The organism is Mycobacterium sp. E2497, assembly GCF_001668695.1.
GTDB lineage: Bacteria > Actinomycetota > Actinomycetes > Mycobacteriales > Mycobacteriaceae > Mycobacterium.
Map to the genome: position 1 here is coordinate 61485 of NZ_LZKD01000137.1, position 12684 is coordinate 74168.

A 12684-nucleotide genomic window follows, 5' to 3' on the forward strand; every position below is an offset into this window, starting at 1 on the left:
GTCACGCCTCCCCCGGGCCCGCCATCGACTGCAGGAACGCCGGGAAGTCGGGAAACAGCGCGCGGTCGACGATCTCGATGCGCGTCCCGAAAGCGTCCGTGTAGTAGGCGAACAGGCCGAGGTCGGCGCCGGGCACGTCGGCGGTCATCTCGAGGGTGAAGCCGTTGTCCTGCAGCGCCCGTCCGCTCCTGGCCAGGTCGTCGCTGAAGTAGCCGATATGATGGACCGCGTTGCCCGGCGCAGCGGTCCACGCAGTTCCGGGCACCTCCCGGACGAGTTCGACGTGCGGGCTCTGCAACGAGTAGACGACCGTCGAAGTCAGTTCGCGGACGCCGGTCGCGGTGCGGAACGGCAGGGTGTAGCTCATCGGGGTGATCCACCGGTAGCCGGCCAGTGCGCTCAGCCGGGCCATGGCCGCATCGAGGTCGGGCACGACGATGCCGGTGTGGTAGAAGTCCTCGGGTCGCAGCGCCCCAACAAAAGAAGCCATGTTTTCCTCGTGTCTCAGACGCAATCCGACGCGGCGTCGACGACGAACACCGCGCCGCTGGTGTAGCTACTTTGCTCGGTGCACAAGAAGGCGATGGTGGGGGCGATCTCGCCGGTGGAACCGAAGCGGCGCAACGGGATATGCGCCAGCTCGGTCTCCACCAACTCGGCCGAGCCGTGCATGGGCGCGGTCATCGGGGTGTCGATGGCGCCCGGCGCCACTGCGTTCACCCGGATTCCCTTTCCGGCCCACTTGACCGCGAGATTCCTGGTGGTGCAGATAATCCCGGCCTTCGCCGCGCCGTAGCCGGGCACCAACGGGACGGCCCGGAGTGCGGACATCGACGTCAGGTTCACCACGCTGGCACCGCCGGCCGCGGTCGACGCCTTCAATGCACGATAGAGCCCGACGGTCAGCCGATAAGGTCCGGTCAGGTTCAGCGCGACCGACGCCTCGAACCCGTCCGGCTTCGATTCATCCAGGCCGCCCGGGAAATTGGCGCCGGCGTTGTTGACGAGCACGTCAAGGCGGGTGAACTTCCGCGCCAGCGCGTCGACCGACTCCGGGTCGCTGATCTGCAGCCGGTGATAATCCATGCCGGACAGGTCGGTCTCGTAGTCGTCCGGCGCCGGCTTGGTTCCGGTGACGGCGACGCGGGCCCCGGCGTCGCGGAACAACACCGCGGTCGCGTGCCCGATTCCGCTGGTGCCGCCGGTGATCAGCGCCGTGGTGCCCGTGAAGTCGAAGCTGACGCGCGCCGTCATGCGTTCCTCGCTATCTGGTTTCTGAGCCAGGCGCTTTCCCAGAAGTTGGAGCTGCCGGCCAGCAGTTTTTCATGGGCGTCCCGCAGTACGGACCGTGCCCCAACGTCGTCAGGCGGGACAAGCTCGGCCAGGTGAATGGCGTGCAGGGGGCGGCCGGCGGCAAGGTGTTCCCGGGCCCGATCCACCAGAGCGGCGGCCCCGGCCAGCTCGACCACGTCGGCGGCCACGGCATCGAACCCGACCGGATAGAGTTCGGTGGTCGACTCGTGGTGAAACCAGCCGGAGTAGTTTTCCCAGACGGCCCGCACGTCCCAGGCCACCTTTCCATAGCCCTGCCCCACTTCGCATTCCGCGGGCAACGTGATCTCGCGCATCAGGGTCCGGACGTCCTTGCCGGCATTCATTCCCTCGACGGTCTGGTCATGGACGTAGCGGATGGCGTCGCGCAGCCGGGTCAGTTCGGCGTGGATGCGCTCGGCGCCCGCGATCGGTTCGAAATGACCGGTCACCAGGAGTTCGGGCCTCAGGTCGCGCACTCGCTCCACCGACGCGATCGCGGTCAGCGCGTCGCGGTACCGGTCGCCGCGCATGGTGACCAGGTTGGGAATGTGCCCGAACAGCGGACCGAAGGTGTTCCCGCACAGGCAGATCCGCTCATCCGGCAGCCACACCACCAGCGAATCGGTGGTTTCGCCGCCGGGCACCGAGATCAGCTCCATCCGCCGGCCCCCGAGGTGCAGGGTCAGCGTGTCTTCGAAGTCGACGTCCACGACGGGAACGCTCTGGCCGGCCAACCGGGTGCTACCGAGGCGCCGCTGAACGGCTTGGATGCCGGCCGCCAGGGTGTCCTTGAACGCGAAGGCGCTGCGGCTGGCGCGGTACGGGATGAGGCGCTCGTTGTCGTCGCGCCACAACGTCCAGTTCGCCTGCGCGACCACGGTCGTCTCGGGGTCGCGCACGCTGTCCAGGCCCCCGACGTGGTCGACGTGACCCTGGGTGAAGATGACGTATCGCACCGGCGAGGGGTCGACCGCGTCGAAATTCGCGCGATGCACCGGGCCCTCGAACCCCATGCCGGTGTTGACGATCACCCGGCCCTCGTGCGTGGTGAGCAGGTAGGCGTTCGAGAGCCCCGGTGAACACCACAGGCCGGGCGCGATCTCCTCGGCCCGGTCGGCGGCCGCGGGCCGCATGGCGTCGGCCCCGGGCCTGCTGCGGTGGACCGGTTCGAAGCTCATCGTTCTCGTTCCCTTCGGGCTACGTCTCGGCCTGGACGTCGAACTTGTCGAAGTAGAAGTCAAATCGGCGGCGCAGCTCGTCGGCCGTGATGCCGAAGTGCCGATGCAGGTCGTAGCGGATGCGGCCATGTTTGCCGCGCGGATTGTCATCCAGGTACTTCTGGAACCGCGCCCGCACCTTCGGTGTCAGTTCGACGCCGCCACATTGGTAAAGCCGCTCGAGCACCGCCATTTCGCCGGCGTTCAGCTGATGGAAGTTGATGTCGACGCTGCGTTCGGCCGGCACCAGGTCGCGGTCGCGCACCCATGCGCTGAGCAGCCGGTGCACGCGGTCGGACCAGTAGTCGAGCAGCCAGTCCGGATCGATGCTCGTTCGGCGCAGCCGATCGGAGTAGGCCATCATGGTGACCGCCGACTGGATCACCGCGACGGGATCGCGGTGCGTGAAAGCCACTGTCGCGTCCGGAAACGTCGCCAGGAGCGGACCGAGTTGCTCGCAGTGCTGCGGGCTTTTCAGGACCCAGGTCCGCGGGCCGCGCAGGAAAGTCAACGCCTGGAGGACTTTCCTCAGGTATGCGTAGTGCCGGTTCTGGTCCAGGTTCAGGTAGTAGTCGCGCCAATCCGGTACGCGCGCATGCCATTCCAGGACGTAGGCGGCCATATCGAGGTCGAGCAGTTCGACCTCCTCCTCGATCGCCTCGGGGAATCGGTCGTGCATGGCCGCCACTACCGGGGCGCTGGCCATGAGCGCGTCGTGCTCGGACTTGGCCCGCGCATAGCGCGGATCCACCCCGAAGATGTCGGGACCCTGGCCGCGAGCGGGAAGGGGCTCCTGGCTCTCCCAGTACGGCAACGCCCTCCGACGAGGGTCGGCGGCAATGAGATTCACCAGATGAGTGGTGCCCGATCGCGGCATGCCGACCACGATGAACGGGTTCTCGATCGGGATGGCTTCGATTTCGGGATACCGCCTGAGGAGATCGGTCAGCGACAACCGGTTGCGCAGCAATCGCACGACGCGTTGCCGCAGGGATGAGCGCGTGAGCTGACGCAGGCCTTCGTCGCCTTCGATGGCCGCGACGTGCGCCTCAAGTCGATCGCCGAAGCCGTCGACGTCGTCGAGATCGTCCGCCCCGGCCTGGTCGACCGCCTCCGCGAGCATCCGGCCCATGTCGAACTCGACGACTCTGGCCTCGGTGAACTCCAGGATCTGGCGTTGGACGTCGGTCAGCTTGGGCGCGGTCAGGTCGTCGAAGTCGATGTCGTCAACGGCAGAGCCCACCGGATCCTCTTTTCGACGCGTCGTCGACGGCAAATATGACACAGACGCTAGACGTCGATCCGGCGTGGTTCCCTACAGGTTCGCCAAGTCGTCGGGCACGTCGACCTTGTGTTCCTGCAACGCCTCCAGCGGCACCACCTCGAGGGTGCGCTCGTGCGTGGAGGCCAGCACCACCGGCGCGGCGCAGCCGTCCTGATGCGCCCGAAGCCAATTCAGCGCCGTGACACACCAACGGTCACCGGGAAGCAGTCCGGGGAACCGGTATTCGGGAACCGGTGTCAGCAAGTCGTTGCCGATGGAACGCTGATGCTCGAGGAATTCGGCCGTCATGACCGCGCAGATCGTGTGCCGGCCGAGGTCCTCGGGCCCCGTCGAGCAACAGCCGTCGCGGTAGTACCCGGTCAGTGGCTCTGTGCCGCACGGTTCCAGTGGACCGCCTAACACGTTTCGCTCGCGCACGGATTCAGTATCGCGCTCGGTAGGGCGAAGTTTGAAGTATCTTTGCCGTCCGCGTCCGGCGATTTTCTCCGGGCCGGTGCGGGTCGCTATCCCGCCACCCGGTAGCCGGCCAGCGGGCGAGCTCCGAGCACGCTGCCGGCCGCGGCCGCGTCGACCTCGGTGTAGATGCGAGCGATGTCGAGGATCGCGGTACCCGTCCGGGCCAGCTCTTGTTGCGCGGCCGTGTGCAGCGCCAGAAAGGCGGTGGCCTCCGCGGCGAACGCGACGGCCGCCTGCACCGACACCTCGTCAGCCCCGGCGGGAACCAGGGCCGTGGTCGACGGGACCGCGGTCATGCCGGCCTGAAGCCCCTGCGTGGCACCGCGGACGATGTCGGACCCGATGTTGGCTGCGGCCGGATCGAATGACAGTGCCTGCACGGGCCCACTCCTCAATGCACTGGATGATGTCGTGGGGCGATAGTAGCAGTATGAAACTGTTTGTGTATGCAAAACTGTTTTTGAGAAAGAGTTAAGAGGCCGCGGTGACGGAGTGATAACAATTCCCACGTCAAGCCGGCGCGACGCGCTGAGCAAATCCCGGGGAAATCGCCGGGAAAATTTATCGTCACATCGTGCATCGAAGAACGGCCCTCAAGCTGCCACTTCTGCTGGCAGCAGGCACCGCGCTGGCGCGAGCGCCCCGCGCCTCCGCGGAGGAACCCGGCCGGTGGCCCGCCGACCGGGCCAACCGCTGGTATCAGGCGCAGGGCTTCCTCGTCGGATCGAACTACATCACCTCCAACGCCATCAACCAGCTCGAGATGTTCCAGGCCGACAGCTACGACCCGCGGCGCATCGACACCGAGCTCGGCTGGGCCAGGTTCTACGGGCACAACACCGCGCGGGTGTTCCTGCACGATCAGCTCTGGAGCCAGGACCAGCGGGGCTTTCAGGCGCGGCTCGCGCAGTTCGTCGACATCGCCGCGCGCCACCGCATCAAGCCGCTGTTCGTGTTCTTCGACTCATGCTGGGACCCGGCGCCAAGGGCGGGTCGACAGCGCCCACCCACGCCCGGGGTGCACAACTCCGGCTGGGTGCAGAGCCCGGGCGCCGAACGCCTTGGCGACCCGCGCTACGCCGGCGTCATGCGCGACTACGTCACAGGGGTGCTGACGCAGTTCCGCAACGACGACCGCATCCTGGGCTGGGACCTGTGGAACGAGCCCGACAACCCAGCGCGCCAGTACCGCAACACCGAGCGCAGCGACAAGGAACAGCTCGTCGGAAACCTGCTCCCACAAGTGTTCCGCTGGGCGCGCGCCGTGGACCCCAGCCAGCCGCTCACCAGTGGCGTGTGGCGCGGCGACTGGGGACAACCCCAGGGCCGCAGCGCAATCAGCGATATTCAGCTGGCCAACGCCGACGTGATCACGTTCCATTCCTACGCCGACCCCGCGGGCTTCGAGTCCCGGATCGGCGAACTCGCTCCGCTCGGCAGACCGATCCTGTGCACGGAGTACATGGCCCGCCCGCGCGGCAGCACCGTCGAGGCCATTCTGCCGGTGGCCAAGCGCCACAACGTCGGTGCCATCAACTGGGGCCTGGTCGCCGGCAAGACGCAGACCTACTTTCCCTGGGAATCGTGGGACCACCCGTACACGACGATCCCGAAAGTCTGGTTCCACGATCTGCTGGGGCCCGACGGCCGCCCCTTCAGGGACAGCGAAGCACTGACGACCCGAAAGCTGGCCGGAACTCAGGCGTGAGCCTGACGCTTTGGCTCAACTGAGCGCTCGAATTGCGACGTCGACCAGCCCGTTTGCGGTAGTAGGCTGGCATCGCAGAAGGGGGCGGCCGTGTGCGTGATGTCAGGTAACCGTTGACGATGCGATGACGCTGGCAAATCTGAGCGAAGCCGAGCTGATCGGTGCGGCCGGCGGCGATCCGTGGGCGATCAACCACAGCCTGCAGGCCGGCAGCCCATTTCAAATCTCTCGCCTTGCCGAGGCTTTTCACGGCGCCGGCCGGCACAGTGCTGAGGCCGACCACGCATTCGAGCAAGCCCGGAAACGCTTCGAGGTGGCGTGGAACCACCAGAATGGCGACAACCCGATCAACGATTCCGCTGAGGTACAGCGGGTGACTAACGCCCTTGGCCAGCAGTCCGAGCAGTTGCCCAAGATCGGCGCCGACTTGGAGAACGTCGCTGCCGCGTTGGCCGACGCGCAGAAGCAGGGTGCCGCCGAGATCGCGTCCCTGGATCATCGGTTGCAGGTTCTCGACAAGCTCATCGGCGCGGCGAAGAAAGACCTACAGCTGAACCTGCCCGAGCAGGAGCGCAACAAACTGCTCAAGTTGATCGACGCTGCGCACGCCGACGCCGTTGACGACGTCCGCGATGCCGTCAAGCAAATGGATTCGATCCGCAATGCCTACTCGGACACGTTGCACAAAGCGCTGGGATCGTTGCACACCGAAGGTTACGACCCGCCCCCCGTCATGACGACACCATGGAGCGTCCGTTGCGGGGCCAGGTGCGAGACCTGGGGCCGATCGCCGGTACGGGAGGCGTTCCCGGCATTCCGGGGATCGGGGCGGCGGACTTGGGCGAGGTCGTCGAGGTGCCCGGACAGCCGGGAAAGTTTCTTGCGATCTTTGGGGATTCATTCTCCGGCAACAAGGTTGGCGAGGGTGACCACTATCGTTCCGTGGCCGTACCGGTGACCTTCGACGCCGATGGACGCCCGCACTTCGGAGCGCCACTGACCGGAGCGAAGGACAGCGGCCACGAGCTGTTCACCATGCCCGACGAGGCGGTCAAGGCGGGGATCGACGACACGCTCCCCGCCGGGACGATCACGCTGGGGAACAAGACATACATGATGGTGACGGGCACCAAGGGAGATCTTCAGCCCGTGGGTTCGTGGCTGGTCGAAGTCAATGGCGACCCCGCCAAGGGCTGGACCATGGTGCCGGGTTCATTCCGCGCCGCGGGAGACGCACCCACTCAGGTCAGCGGCTATAAGGGCTCGGACGGCAAGGTCTACATCGCCGCCGACTCCTTCGATCGCAGCCGCGGGGTCACCATGTACCGGGCAGACCCGGACAAGGTGTTCGATCGCAACAGCTGGCAGCCGTGGAACGGCAACGCCTGGGGCCAGGCGGGGCAACATGCCGCGCCGGTGACTACCGACCGCTACGGGGAGCTCAGCTTTCGGGAGATCGGCGGCAAGCCGGTCCTGTCCGGATTCAATGTGGATGCTCAAGGCGGACGTATGGAGGTGCGGGTCGGACCTGATCCGACCGGTATATTCGGCAACGTGCCGACAACAATTGTCGCGCAGAATGGCGATCCAGGTGCGGCCAAGTTTCTGCCCCAGCCGTACGGGGGATACATCATGCCTGGGTCAACATTGGATGATCTGAAAATATTTGTCAGTCAATGGAATACAGGGAGGGACGCGAGCGGTGTGCCCATCGGCACGCCCTATCAAACTCGAGAATTTCAAGTCAACCCTTTCCATTGAAACCCGCACGCGTCGAGCCACCCAGAGTCGACAGGAACGAAATGATCGCAAAAGCACTCCCCGGCTGTTGCGCACTCATGTGCGCCGGTTCAATGGTTGTAGGCATGGCGTACGCCGACGCGCTCAGCTTCCCTGACCTGAGCGGATACGCTCCCGCCAATGCGAGAGATTATGAGATCTCAGTGCCCAATCCGGGACGGCAGCCTGAACCGACGGTGTATTTCCTGACGCCTGACGGCGTCGTCTGCAAATTCACCCTCGATCAGGCATCGTGCAGTGGAAATAACTTGCCTGCTGTACCCCCGGCGGCATCAAATCCTGACGCCGGAATCAGCGGCGTCAATTGGATAGGAACCACGAGTGGTCTGAAACAGACGAGTGGGGGCGAACCGTCGCATGTAATTCTCGGGCAGCCCATCAAGACGCTTCCTCCGGAGCACTCTCTCACGGTGAATGGATTTGTTTGCGGAGTCGATAGTTCAGGGATGACCGCATGTAAAGACCCGCAAGGGCGTGGCTTCGTGCTGTCGCCGCACGGCTCCGGTTGGCTGCCACACGTGTGAACGGTGCTTGGGCGGGGCAGTTCTCAGGCGGCTTTGATCCTGCGTACGGTCTCGGCGAGAACCTCGTCGAGGTTACTCAACGGCAGGGGCGGAGTGTCCCCCTTGAACAGCCATCCCCCGACACTTGAGCTGCTGATGACGATCAGCCCGCGTACTTGGGCAACTCGCAGGGCCTCGACGCCTTCACCACACACGCCGTGGCCGCGGACATCGACCTCGCGCATCCACCGATGCGTTAACCGAACCGTGTCCTCGCCTTCGGCGACAGCCGAGTCGGTTTGGAGGGACTGGCGATTCTGGCGTTCCCCGCACACTGTCGGCTTCTCGGCCAAATGCGGGGTGCAAGTAGCGATCTCAGTCCGAAGATCGGCCAGGAAGTTATCGCCAGCATGCGCCCGGCTGATCATCACTTTGGGCCTCGGTGGTTTTCCGGGCTTGTCCCACTTCGATTCGTCGAAGTCCTGCCAGCCTGCCAAGGGGTCGTAACGCGGGGCGGAAACCTGGCCACCGGAGGGGCAGAGCGACCAAGATCGGCTGCCCGGCTCGCCGGCGGAGGTGCTGCTGTCAGCAGGTGCGGTCTCAATGCCGGAATCCACCCGCAGCGCCGGAAGCAGCGTCGAGATCTGGGCCTGGCTCCAGTCGGCGAGCAGCGGCGGCAGCGCCGAGCGTGGTCGCGGTCGTCCTGCCGCGCCGATCAATTGCCACAGAAGTTGATTACGCGAGGCCGCCGACGGATCGGGCGTGCGATACCACGCCTGCACGGTCACCCTGCTGGGAAGCTCGGTCGCCGCCATGTTGACGACGGAGGGCCATTGCATGCCGGTGTCACCCGACTGATACTGCGTCAGCTTTTCGCTGGATTCACCGATCAGCCAGCCTTTGATGCCGTCGTTGTCCATGGAATGGGCAGTCGTCCACATGGGACACCGACGAGCCCACGTTTCCATCGCACTCGTGACGTCGTTACCTTCGTCGGCAACGGTGAACCGGACCCGGACGGAATCGCCGCCGTTTGCAGGGAATCGATTGCTCAAGGAACGACCAGTGGCGTCTGTGGCTGGGCTGTACTCCACGTCCAATTCCGGCTTATCCGTCGCTCCGAACCTCGGCAGATGCTGGCAGTCTTCGGGAGTGGACTCCCGCCCTTGGAAGGGCGGCTCAGCCCCGAAACTCGAACGGGGCTCGTAGACGCTCACGCGGTTGAAGAGATTGTCTTGTACGTCGGCCAACCCCGGTATGCAGCGTGCCAACCGGTCCGGCGCACAATCCCCGCCTTCGGTCGGCGCGGCCGTCAGCGTCGCCGGACTCGAAGCCGATTCGTGCTTGTGAGATGTGCAGGCAACCGCGGTCATCACGAGCACCGCCACCACGCCAAGCCTCGCGACCGCACGAACGAGACCCCGATCAACCGACGCCACGGGCCGACTCTATGCCACTGGCCTGGTCGAGCAACGAAACGTTTTGCGCAGCGAGCTTTACGGAGCCGCGAAGTCACCCACCACGGTCATCTTGTTGCCGTCCCAGGCGGTGGCGAAGCCGGCCGCGGTGAAAGCGCAGTTCACGATGATCCCTCGGTGTGGAGGGCTTTGCATCCACGAGTCGAGGGCCTGGGTCGGATTCGCCGCTGATCCGGTACCCCAAAAGACGATCTCCCCCGTTGCCGGGGTCCTGCTGTAGCCGGCATCTGCGATGCGCGTCCGCGGCGAAGATCCATCGGACCCGATATGGCCGCTTAAACCGGTGCGCAGCATATCGTCGGCGTGCCGCTGCGCCGCCGCCCGCAACCGCGGGTCGTCACTGAGCGGAGCGCATGGCTGACGGAGTCTGTTGACGCCGCTGTACAGCACGGTGCCCGGATCGTCTGCGTGCGCGACGAATTCAGTGGCGGTGCCCGGAGTCGCGACGAGCGCACTACAACACGAGAAGAGGGCGACGATCGCGATGTTCTTCGTCATGTGGCCTCTTGCCGCGCGCTTGGCAGTTCTCCGTAAGGCAATGCTATCCACCTTCGACCGAGCATGCCGAGGATCGGAAGGAAATCGGTGCACTCACAGGGAAGAACGGGCGCCAACCACGCGGACAATCCGGATTGACTCGGTTGCGTCGAATGTGATCAAAGCCGCGCCGGCATTTGCTATGCTCCGCCGATGGCGCTGCAGGGTCAACAGCGCGGCTTTCGTCGCATGCTCCTGGACACGGTCAATCTGAAGTATGCGCAGTATATCCATGAGTATTTCTATCAGAAGTTCTTCTACCGCTACTTGACCCGCAAGCTGTCCGTCAAAGACGTGTTGTTCCTCAACTACGGCTATGAGGAAGATCCACCGATGGGCATTCCGCTTGCGCCCTCCGACGAGCCGAACCGGTATTTCATTCAGCTTTATCACCGCACGGCGACGCAGGTGGATCTCAGCGGCAAGCAGGTCCTCGAGGTCGGTTGCGGCCACGGCGGTGGGAGCTCATACCTCATGCGGACCCTGCACCCGGCCTCATACACCGGGCTGGACTTGAACTCGGCCGGTATCGCCTTTTGCCGGGAAAGACACCATGTCGCCGGCCTGAAGTTCGTCGAAGGCGACGCCGAGGACCTGCCTTTCCCGGACGAATCGTTCGACGCGGTGATCAATATCGAATCCTCGCACCTTTACGCGCAATTTCCCCGCTTCCTCTGCGAGGTTGTGCGCGTGCTGCGCCCGGGCGGGCATTTTCTCTATGCCGATTTCCGCCTCACCGAGGGGCTTGCCGTCTGGGAGGCACAATTAGCCGACGCGCCGATGCGGATCGTCTCGCAGCGGGTGATCAATTCAGAGGTCATGCGCGGGATGGAGAACAATTCACAGTGGTGGATGGCGGCGGTGAATGCGCTTGTGCCCGCCTTCGCGCGCAGCTTTGCCGTAACCCGCGGTTACCGATTCGTGTGGAACACGTACCAGGGCTTCCGAACCGGGGGACCCACCGAATACCGGATGTACTGCTTCGTCAAGGCGTGAGGCGGTCTCCCGCGCGGAGAACGCCTGGCCGCGGTGGGAACCGCGGACCGCGACCTGAGTTGCTGGACGCGGTTAGGGGCGTTGGCGGTGGCGGAGGGATTTGAACCCTCGGACGGTGTTAGCCGTCACACGCTTTCGAGGCGTGCTCCTTAGGCCGCTCGGACACGCCACCGCCGAGCAGCTTATCTGACGGCCGGCCCCTCACCCCAATCGCTGGCGAGCGAAGAAGGCCTCCAGCGGTGCGGCGCACTCTTCGGCGAGCACGCCGCCACGCACTTCCGGCCGATGGTTGAGCCGCCGATCGCGGACCACGTCCCATAGGGATCCCACCGCTCCGGTCTTCGGTTCCCACGCGCCGAACACGAGCCGGCCGATGCGGGCCAGGACCAGCGCGCCGGCGCACATGGTGCATGGTTCGACGGTGACGGCCAGTGTGGCGCCCTCCAGCCGCCAGCCGTCACCGAGGACGCCGGCTGCCGCGCGCAGCGCCAGGATCTCGGCGTGCGCCGTGGGATCGCCCAGGGCCTCTCGGGCATTGACCGCGCGGGCCAGTTCGGTTCCGTCGGCGCCGACGACCACCGCACCGATGGGCACGTCGCGGGGACCCGCCGTCGCCGCGACCGACAACGCGGCACGGATCAGGTCTTCGTCGCCGATCACCGACGGGGCTCGGTCATTCGTGGCGACCCGCTACGCCCGGTCCCCCGCAAGCGGGGGTGCCCCCACCGCCAGCGCTCGCGATCACCGACCGATGCGGTCGATCACGGCCGACAACTGGTCGGCGAAGCCCATCTCCCGGGCGATGCGGCCGAGCTGCTCGTCCGCGTACAGGTCGGCCTCGTCGAGGATGACGCCCAGCACCGCCTCGGGCAGGCCGATATCGGACAGCAGCCCCAGGTCGCCCTCCTCGAAGGGGTCCGATTCCTCGAGGTCCTCGGGGTCGATGTCGGCGTCAAGTTTGTCCAGCACTTCGGCGGCGATGTCGTAGTCCAACGCCGCGGTGGCGTCCGACAGCAGCAACCGCGTCCCGGACGGCGCCGGGCGCACGATCACGAAGAACTCGTCATCCACGTCGAGCAGCCCGAACACGGCGCCGGAGCTGCGCAGCTCCCGCAGCTCGGTCTCGGCGGCCTTCAGGCTCGTCAGCGATTTGCGCGCCATCGGGGAACACCGCCATTGACCCTCTTCGCGCACGACCGCTACGCCGAAACCGTCCGGCGTATCGGCAGACAGGCCCTGGGCTGAGGCCCGTTGTGCTCCCATGGCCGCTTACGGTAGTCGCAGACGAGGCCCCCTGACCAGATGGAGCGAAACGCGGCAACGTCTGACCACACCGCGCCGCCGGATTGTGCCAACCTTGGTCTGTGGCTAGCCCTGTTTCTCGACCACC

The 12684-nt window shown here is 65.5% G+C and carries 12 protein-coding genes, 1 tRNA gene and 1 pseudogene; 3 read left to right on the forward strand and 11 right to left on the reverse strand.

Annotation, left to right across the window (positions count from 1 at the left end; translation table 11 throughout):
- Position 1 precedes the first annotated feature (1 nt).
- From A5713_RS11745 to A5713_RS11770, 6 genes are all read right to left on the reverse strand, one after another.
- Positions 2–490, reverse strand: a complete 489-nt coding sequence (locus A5713_RS11745) for a VOC family protein (RefSeq protein WP_068095654.1) — start codon at positions 488–490, stop codon at positions 2–4.
- A 14-nt stretch (positions 491–504) separates the two neighbouring features.
- Positions 505–1254 (reverse strand): SDR family NAD(P)-dependent oxidoreductase, encoded by a 750-nt coding sequence (locus A5713_RS11750; protein ID WP_068095656.1) that lies wholly within the window; start codon positions 1252–1254, stop codon positions 505–507.
- The gene (locus tag A5713_RS11755) at positions 1251–2492 is read right to left on the reverse strand and encodes an MBL fold metallo-hydrolase (protein WP_068095658.1); all 1242 of its coding nucleotides are present in this window, start codon (positions 2490–2492) and stop codon (positions 1251–1253) included. The genes A5713_RS11750 and A5713_RS11755 overlap by 4 nt, the downstream gene beginning before the upstream one ends.
- A gap of 19 nt (positions 2493–2511) precedes the next feature.
- Positions 2512–3774 carry a sulfotransferase gene (locus A5713_RS11760; protein ID WP_068095664.1) on the reverse strand — a complete coding sequence of 421 codons (1263 nt, stop codon included), beginning with the start codon at positions 3772–3774 and terminating at the stop codon, positions 2512–2514.
- A gap of 72 nt (positions 3775–3846) precedes the next feature.
- On the reverse strand, positions 3847–4233 hold the full coding sequence (locus A5713_RS11765) for a DUF2237 family protein (RefSeq protein WP_067920174.1): 387 nt from the start codon (positions 4231–4233) through the stop codon (positions 3847–3849).
- Between the two features lie 86 nt (positions 4234–4319).
- Positions 4320–4652, reverse strand: a complete 333-nt coding sequence (locus tag A5713_RS11770) for a PE domain-containing protein (protein ID WP_067920176.1) — start codon at positions 4650–4652, stop codon at positions 4320–4322.
- A 194-nt stretch (positions 4653–4846) separates the two neighbouring features.
- Between A5713_RS11770 and A5713_RS11775 the strand changes: the two genes are divergently transcribed.
- Together A5713_RS11775 and A5713_RS27550 are read left to right on the forward strand one after the other, a co-directional pair.
- Positions 4847–5980 carry a 1,4-beta-xylanase gene (locus tag A5713_RS11775; protein WP_067920178.1) on the forward strand — a complete coding sequence of 378 codons (1134 nt, stop codon included), beginning with the start codon at positions 4847–4849 and terminating at the stop codon, positions 5978–5980.
- A gap of 124 nt (positions 5981–6104) precedes the next feature.
- A pseudogene (locus A5713_RS27550) lies at positions 6105–7741 on the forward strand (DUF4185 domain-containing protein).
- 586 nt (positions 7742–8327) lie between these two features.
- Here the strand turns inward: A5713_RS27550 and A5713_RS29175 are convergent.
- Positions 8328–9722, reverse strand: coding sequence for a hypothetical protein (locus A5713_RS29175; protein ID WP_231980372.1), 1395 nt, complete (start codon positions 9720–9722; stop codon positions 8328–8330).
- Positions 9723–9779: 57 nt separating this feature from the next.
- A complete protein-coding gene (locus A5713_RS11790; protein ID WP_197516357.1) occupies positions 9780–10259 on the reverse strand; it encodes a CAP domain-containing protein in 480 nt (159 codons plus the stop codon).
- 228 nt (positions 10260–10487) lie between these two features.
- Between A5713_RS11790 and mtf2 the strand changes: the two genes are divergently transcribed.
- A complete protein-coding gene (mtf2, locus tag A5713_RS11795) occupies positions 10488–11294 on the forward strand; it encodes a fatty-acid O-methyltransferase Mtf2 (protein ID WP_068095777.1) in 807 nt (268 codons plus the stop codon).
- 82 nt (positions 11295–11376) lie between these two features.
- Here the strand turns inward: mtf2 and A5713_RS11800 are convergent.
- The 3 genes from A5713_RS11800 to A5713_RS11810 all read right to left on the reverse strand — a co-directional run bounded on the left by A5713_RS11800 (position 11377) and on the right by A5713_RS11810 (position 12557).
- Positions 11377–11466, reverse strand: a tRNA-Ser gene (locus A5713_RS11800).
- A 29-nt stretch (positions 11467–11495) separates the two neighbouring features.
- Positions 11496–11954 carry a nucleoside deaminase gene (locus A5713_RS11805; RefSeq protein WP_067920184.1) on the reverse strand — a complete coding sequence of 153 codons (459 nt, stop codon included), beginning with the start codon at positions 11952–11954 and terminating at the stop codon, positions 11496–11498.
- 81 nt (positions 11955–12035) lie between these two features.
- Positions 12036–12557 (reverse strand): tRNA adenosine deaminase-associated protein, encoded by a 522-nt coding sequence (locus tag A5713_RS11810; RefSeq protein WP_067920185.1) that lies wholly within the window; start codon positions 12555–12557, stop codon positions 12036–12038.
- Between the last annotated feature and the right edge of the window lie 127 nt (positions 12558–12684).

Excerpts from the sequence above, each read along its gene's own strand:
- A5713_RS11750 (WP_068095656.1), bottom strand. The coding sequence starts at position 1,254 with ATGACGGCGCGCGTCAGCTTCGACTTCACGGGCACCACGGCGCTGATC.
- A5713_RS11790 (WP_197516357.1), bottom strand. The coding sequence starts at position 10,259 with ATGACGAAGAACATCGCGATCGTCGCCCTCTTCTCGTGTTGTAGTGCG.
- A5713_RS11755 (WP_068095658.1), bottom strand. The coding sequence starts at position 2,492 with ATGAGCTTCGAACCGGTCCACCGCAGCAGGCCCGGGGCCGACGCCATG.
- A5713_RS11810 (WP_067920185.1), bottom strand. The coding sequence starts at position 12,557 with ATGGGAGCACAACGGGCCTCAGCCCAGGGCCTGTCTGCCGATACGCCG.
- A5713_RS11745 (WP_068095654.1), bottom strand. The coding sequence starts at position 490 with ATGGCTTCTTTTGTTGGGGCGCTGCGACCCGAGGACTTCTACCACACC.
- mtf2 (WP_068095777.1), top strand. The coding sequence starts at position 10,488 with ATGCTCCTGGACACGGTCAATCTGAAGTATGCGCAGTATATCCATGAG.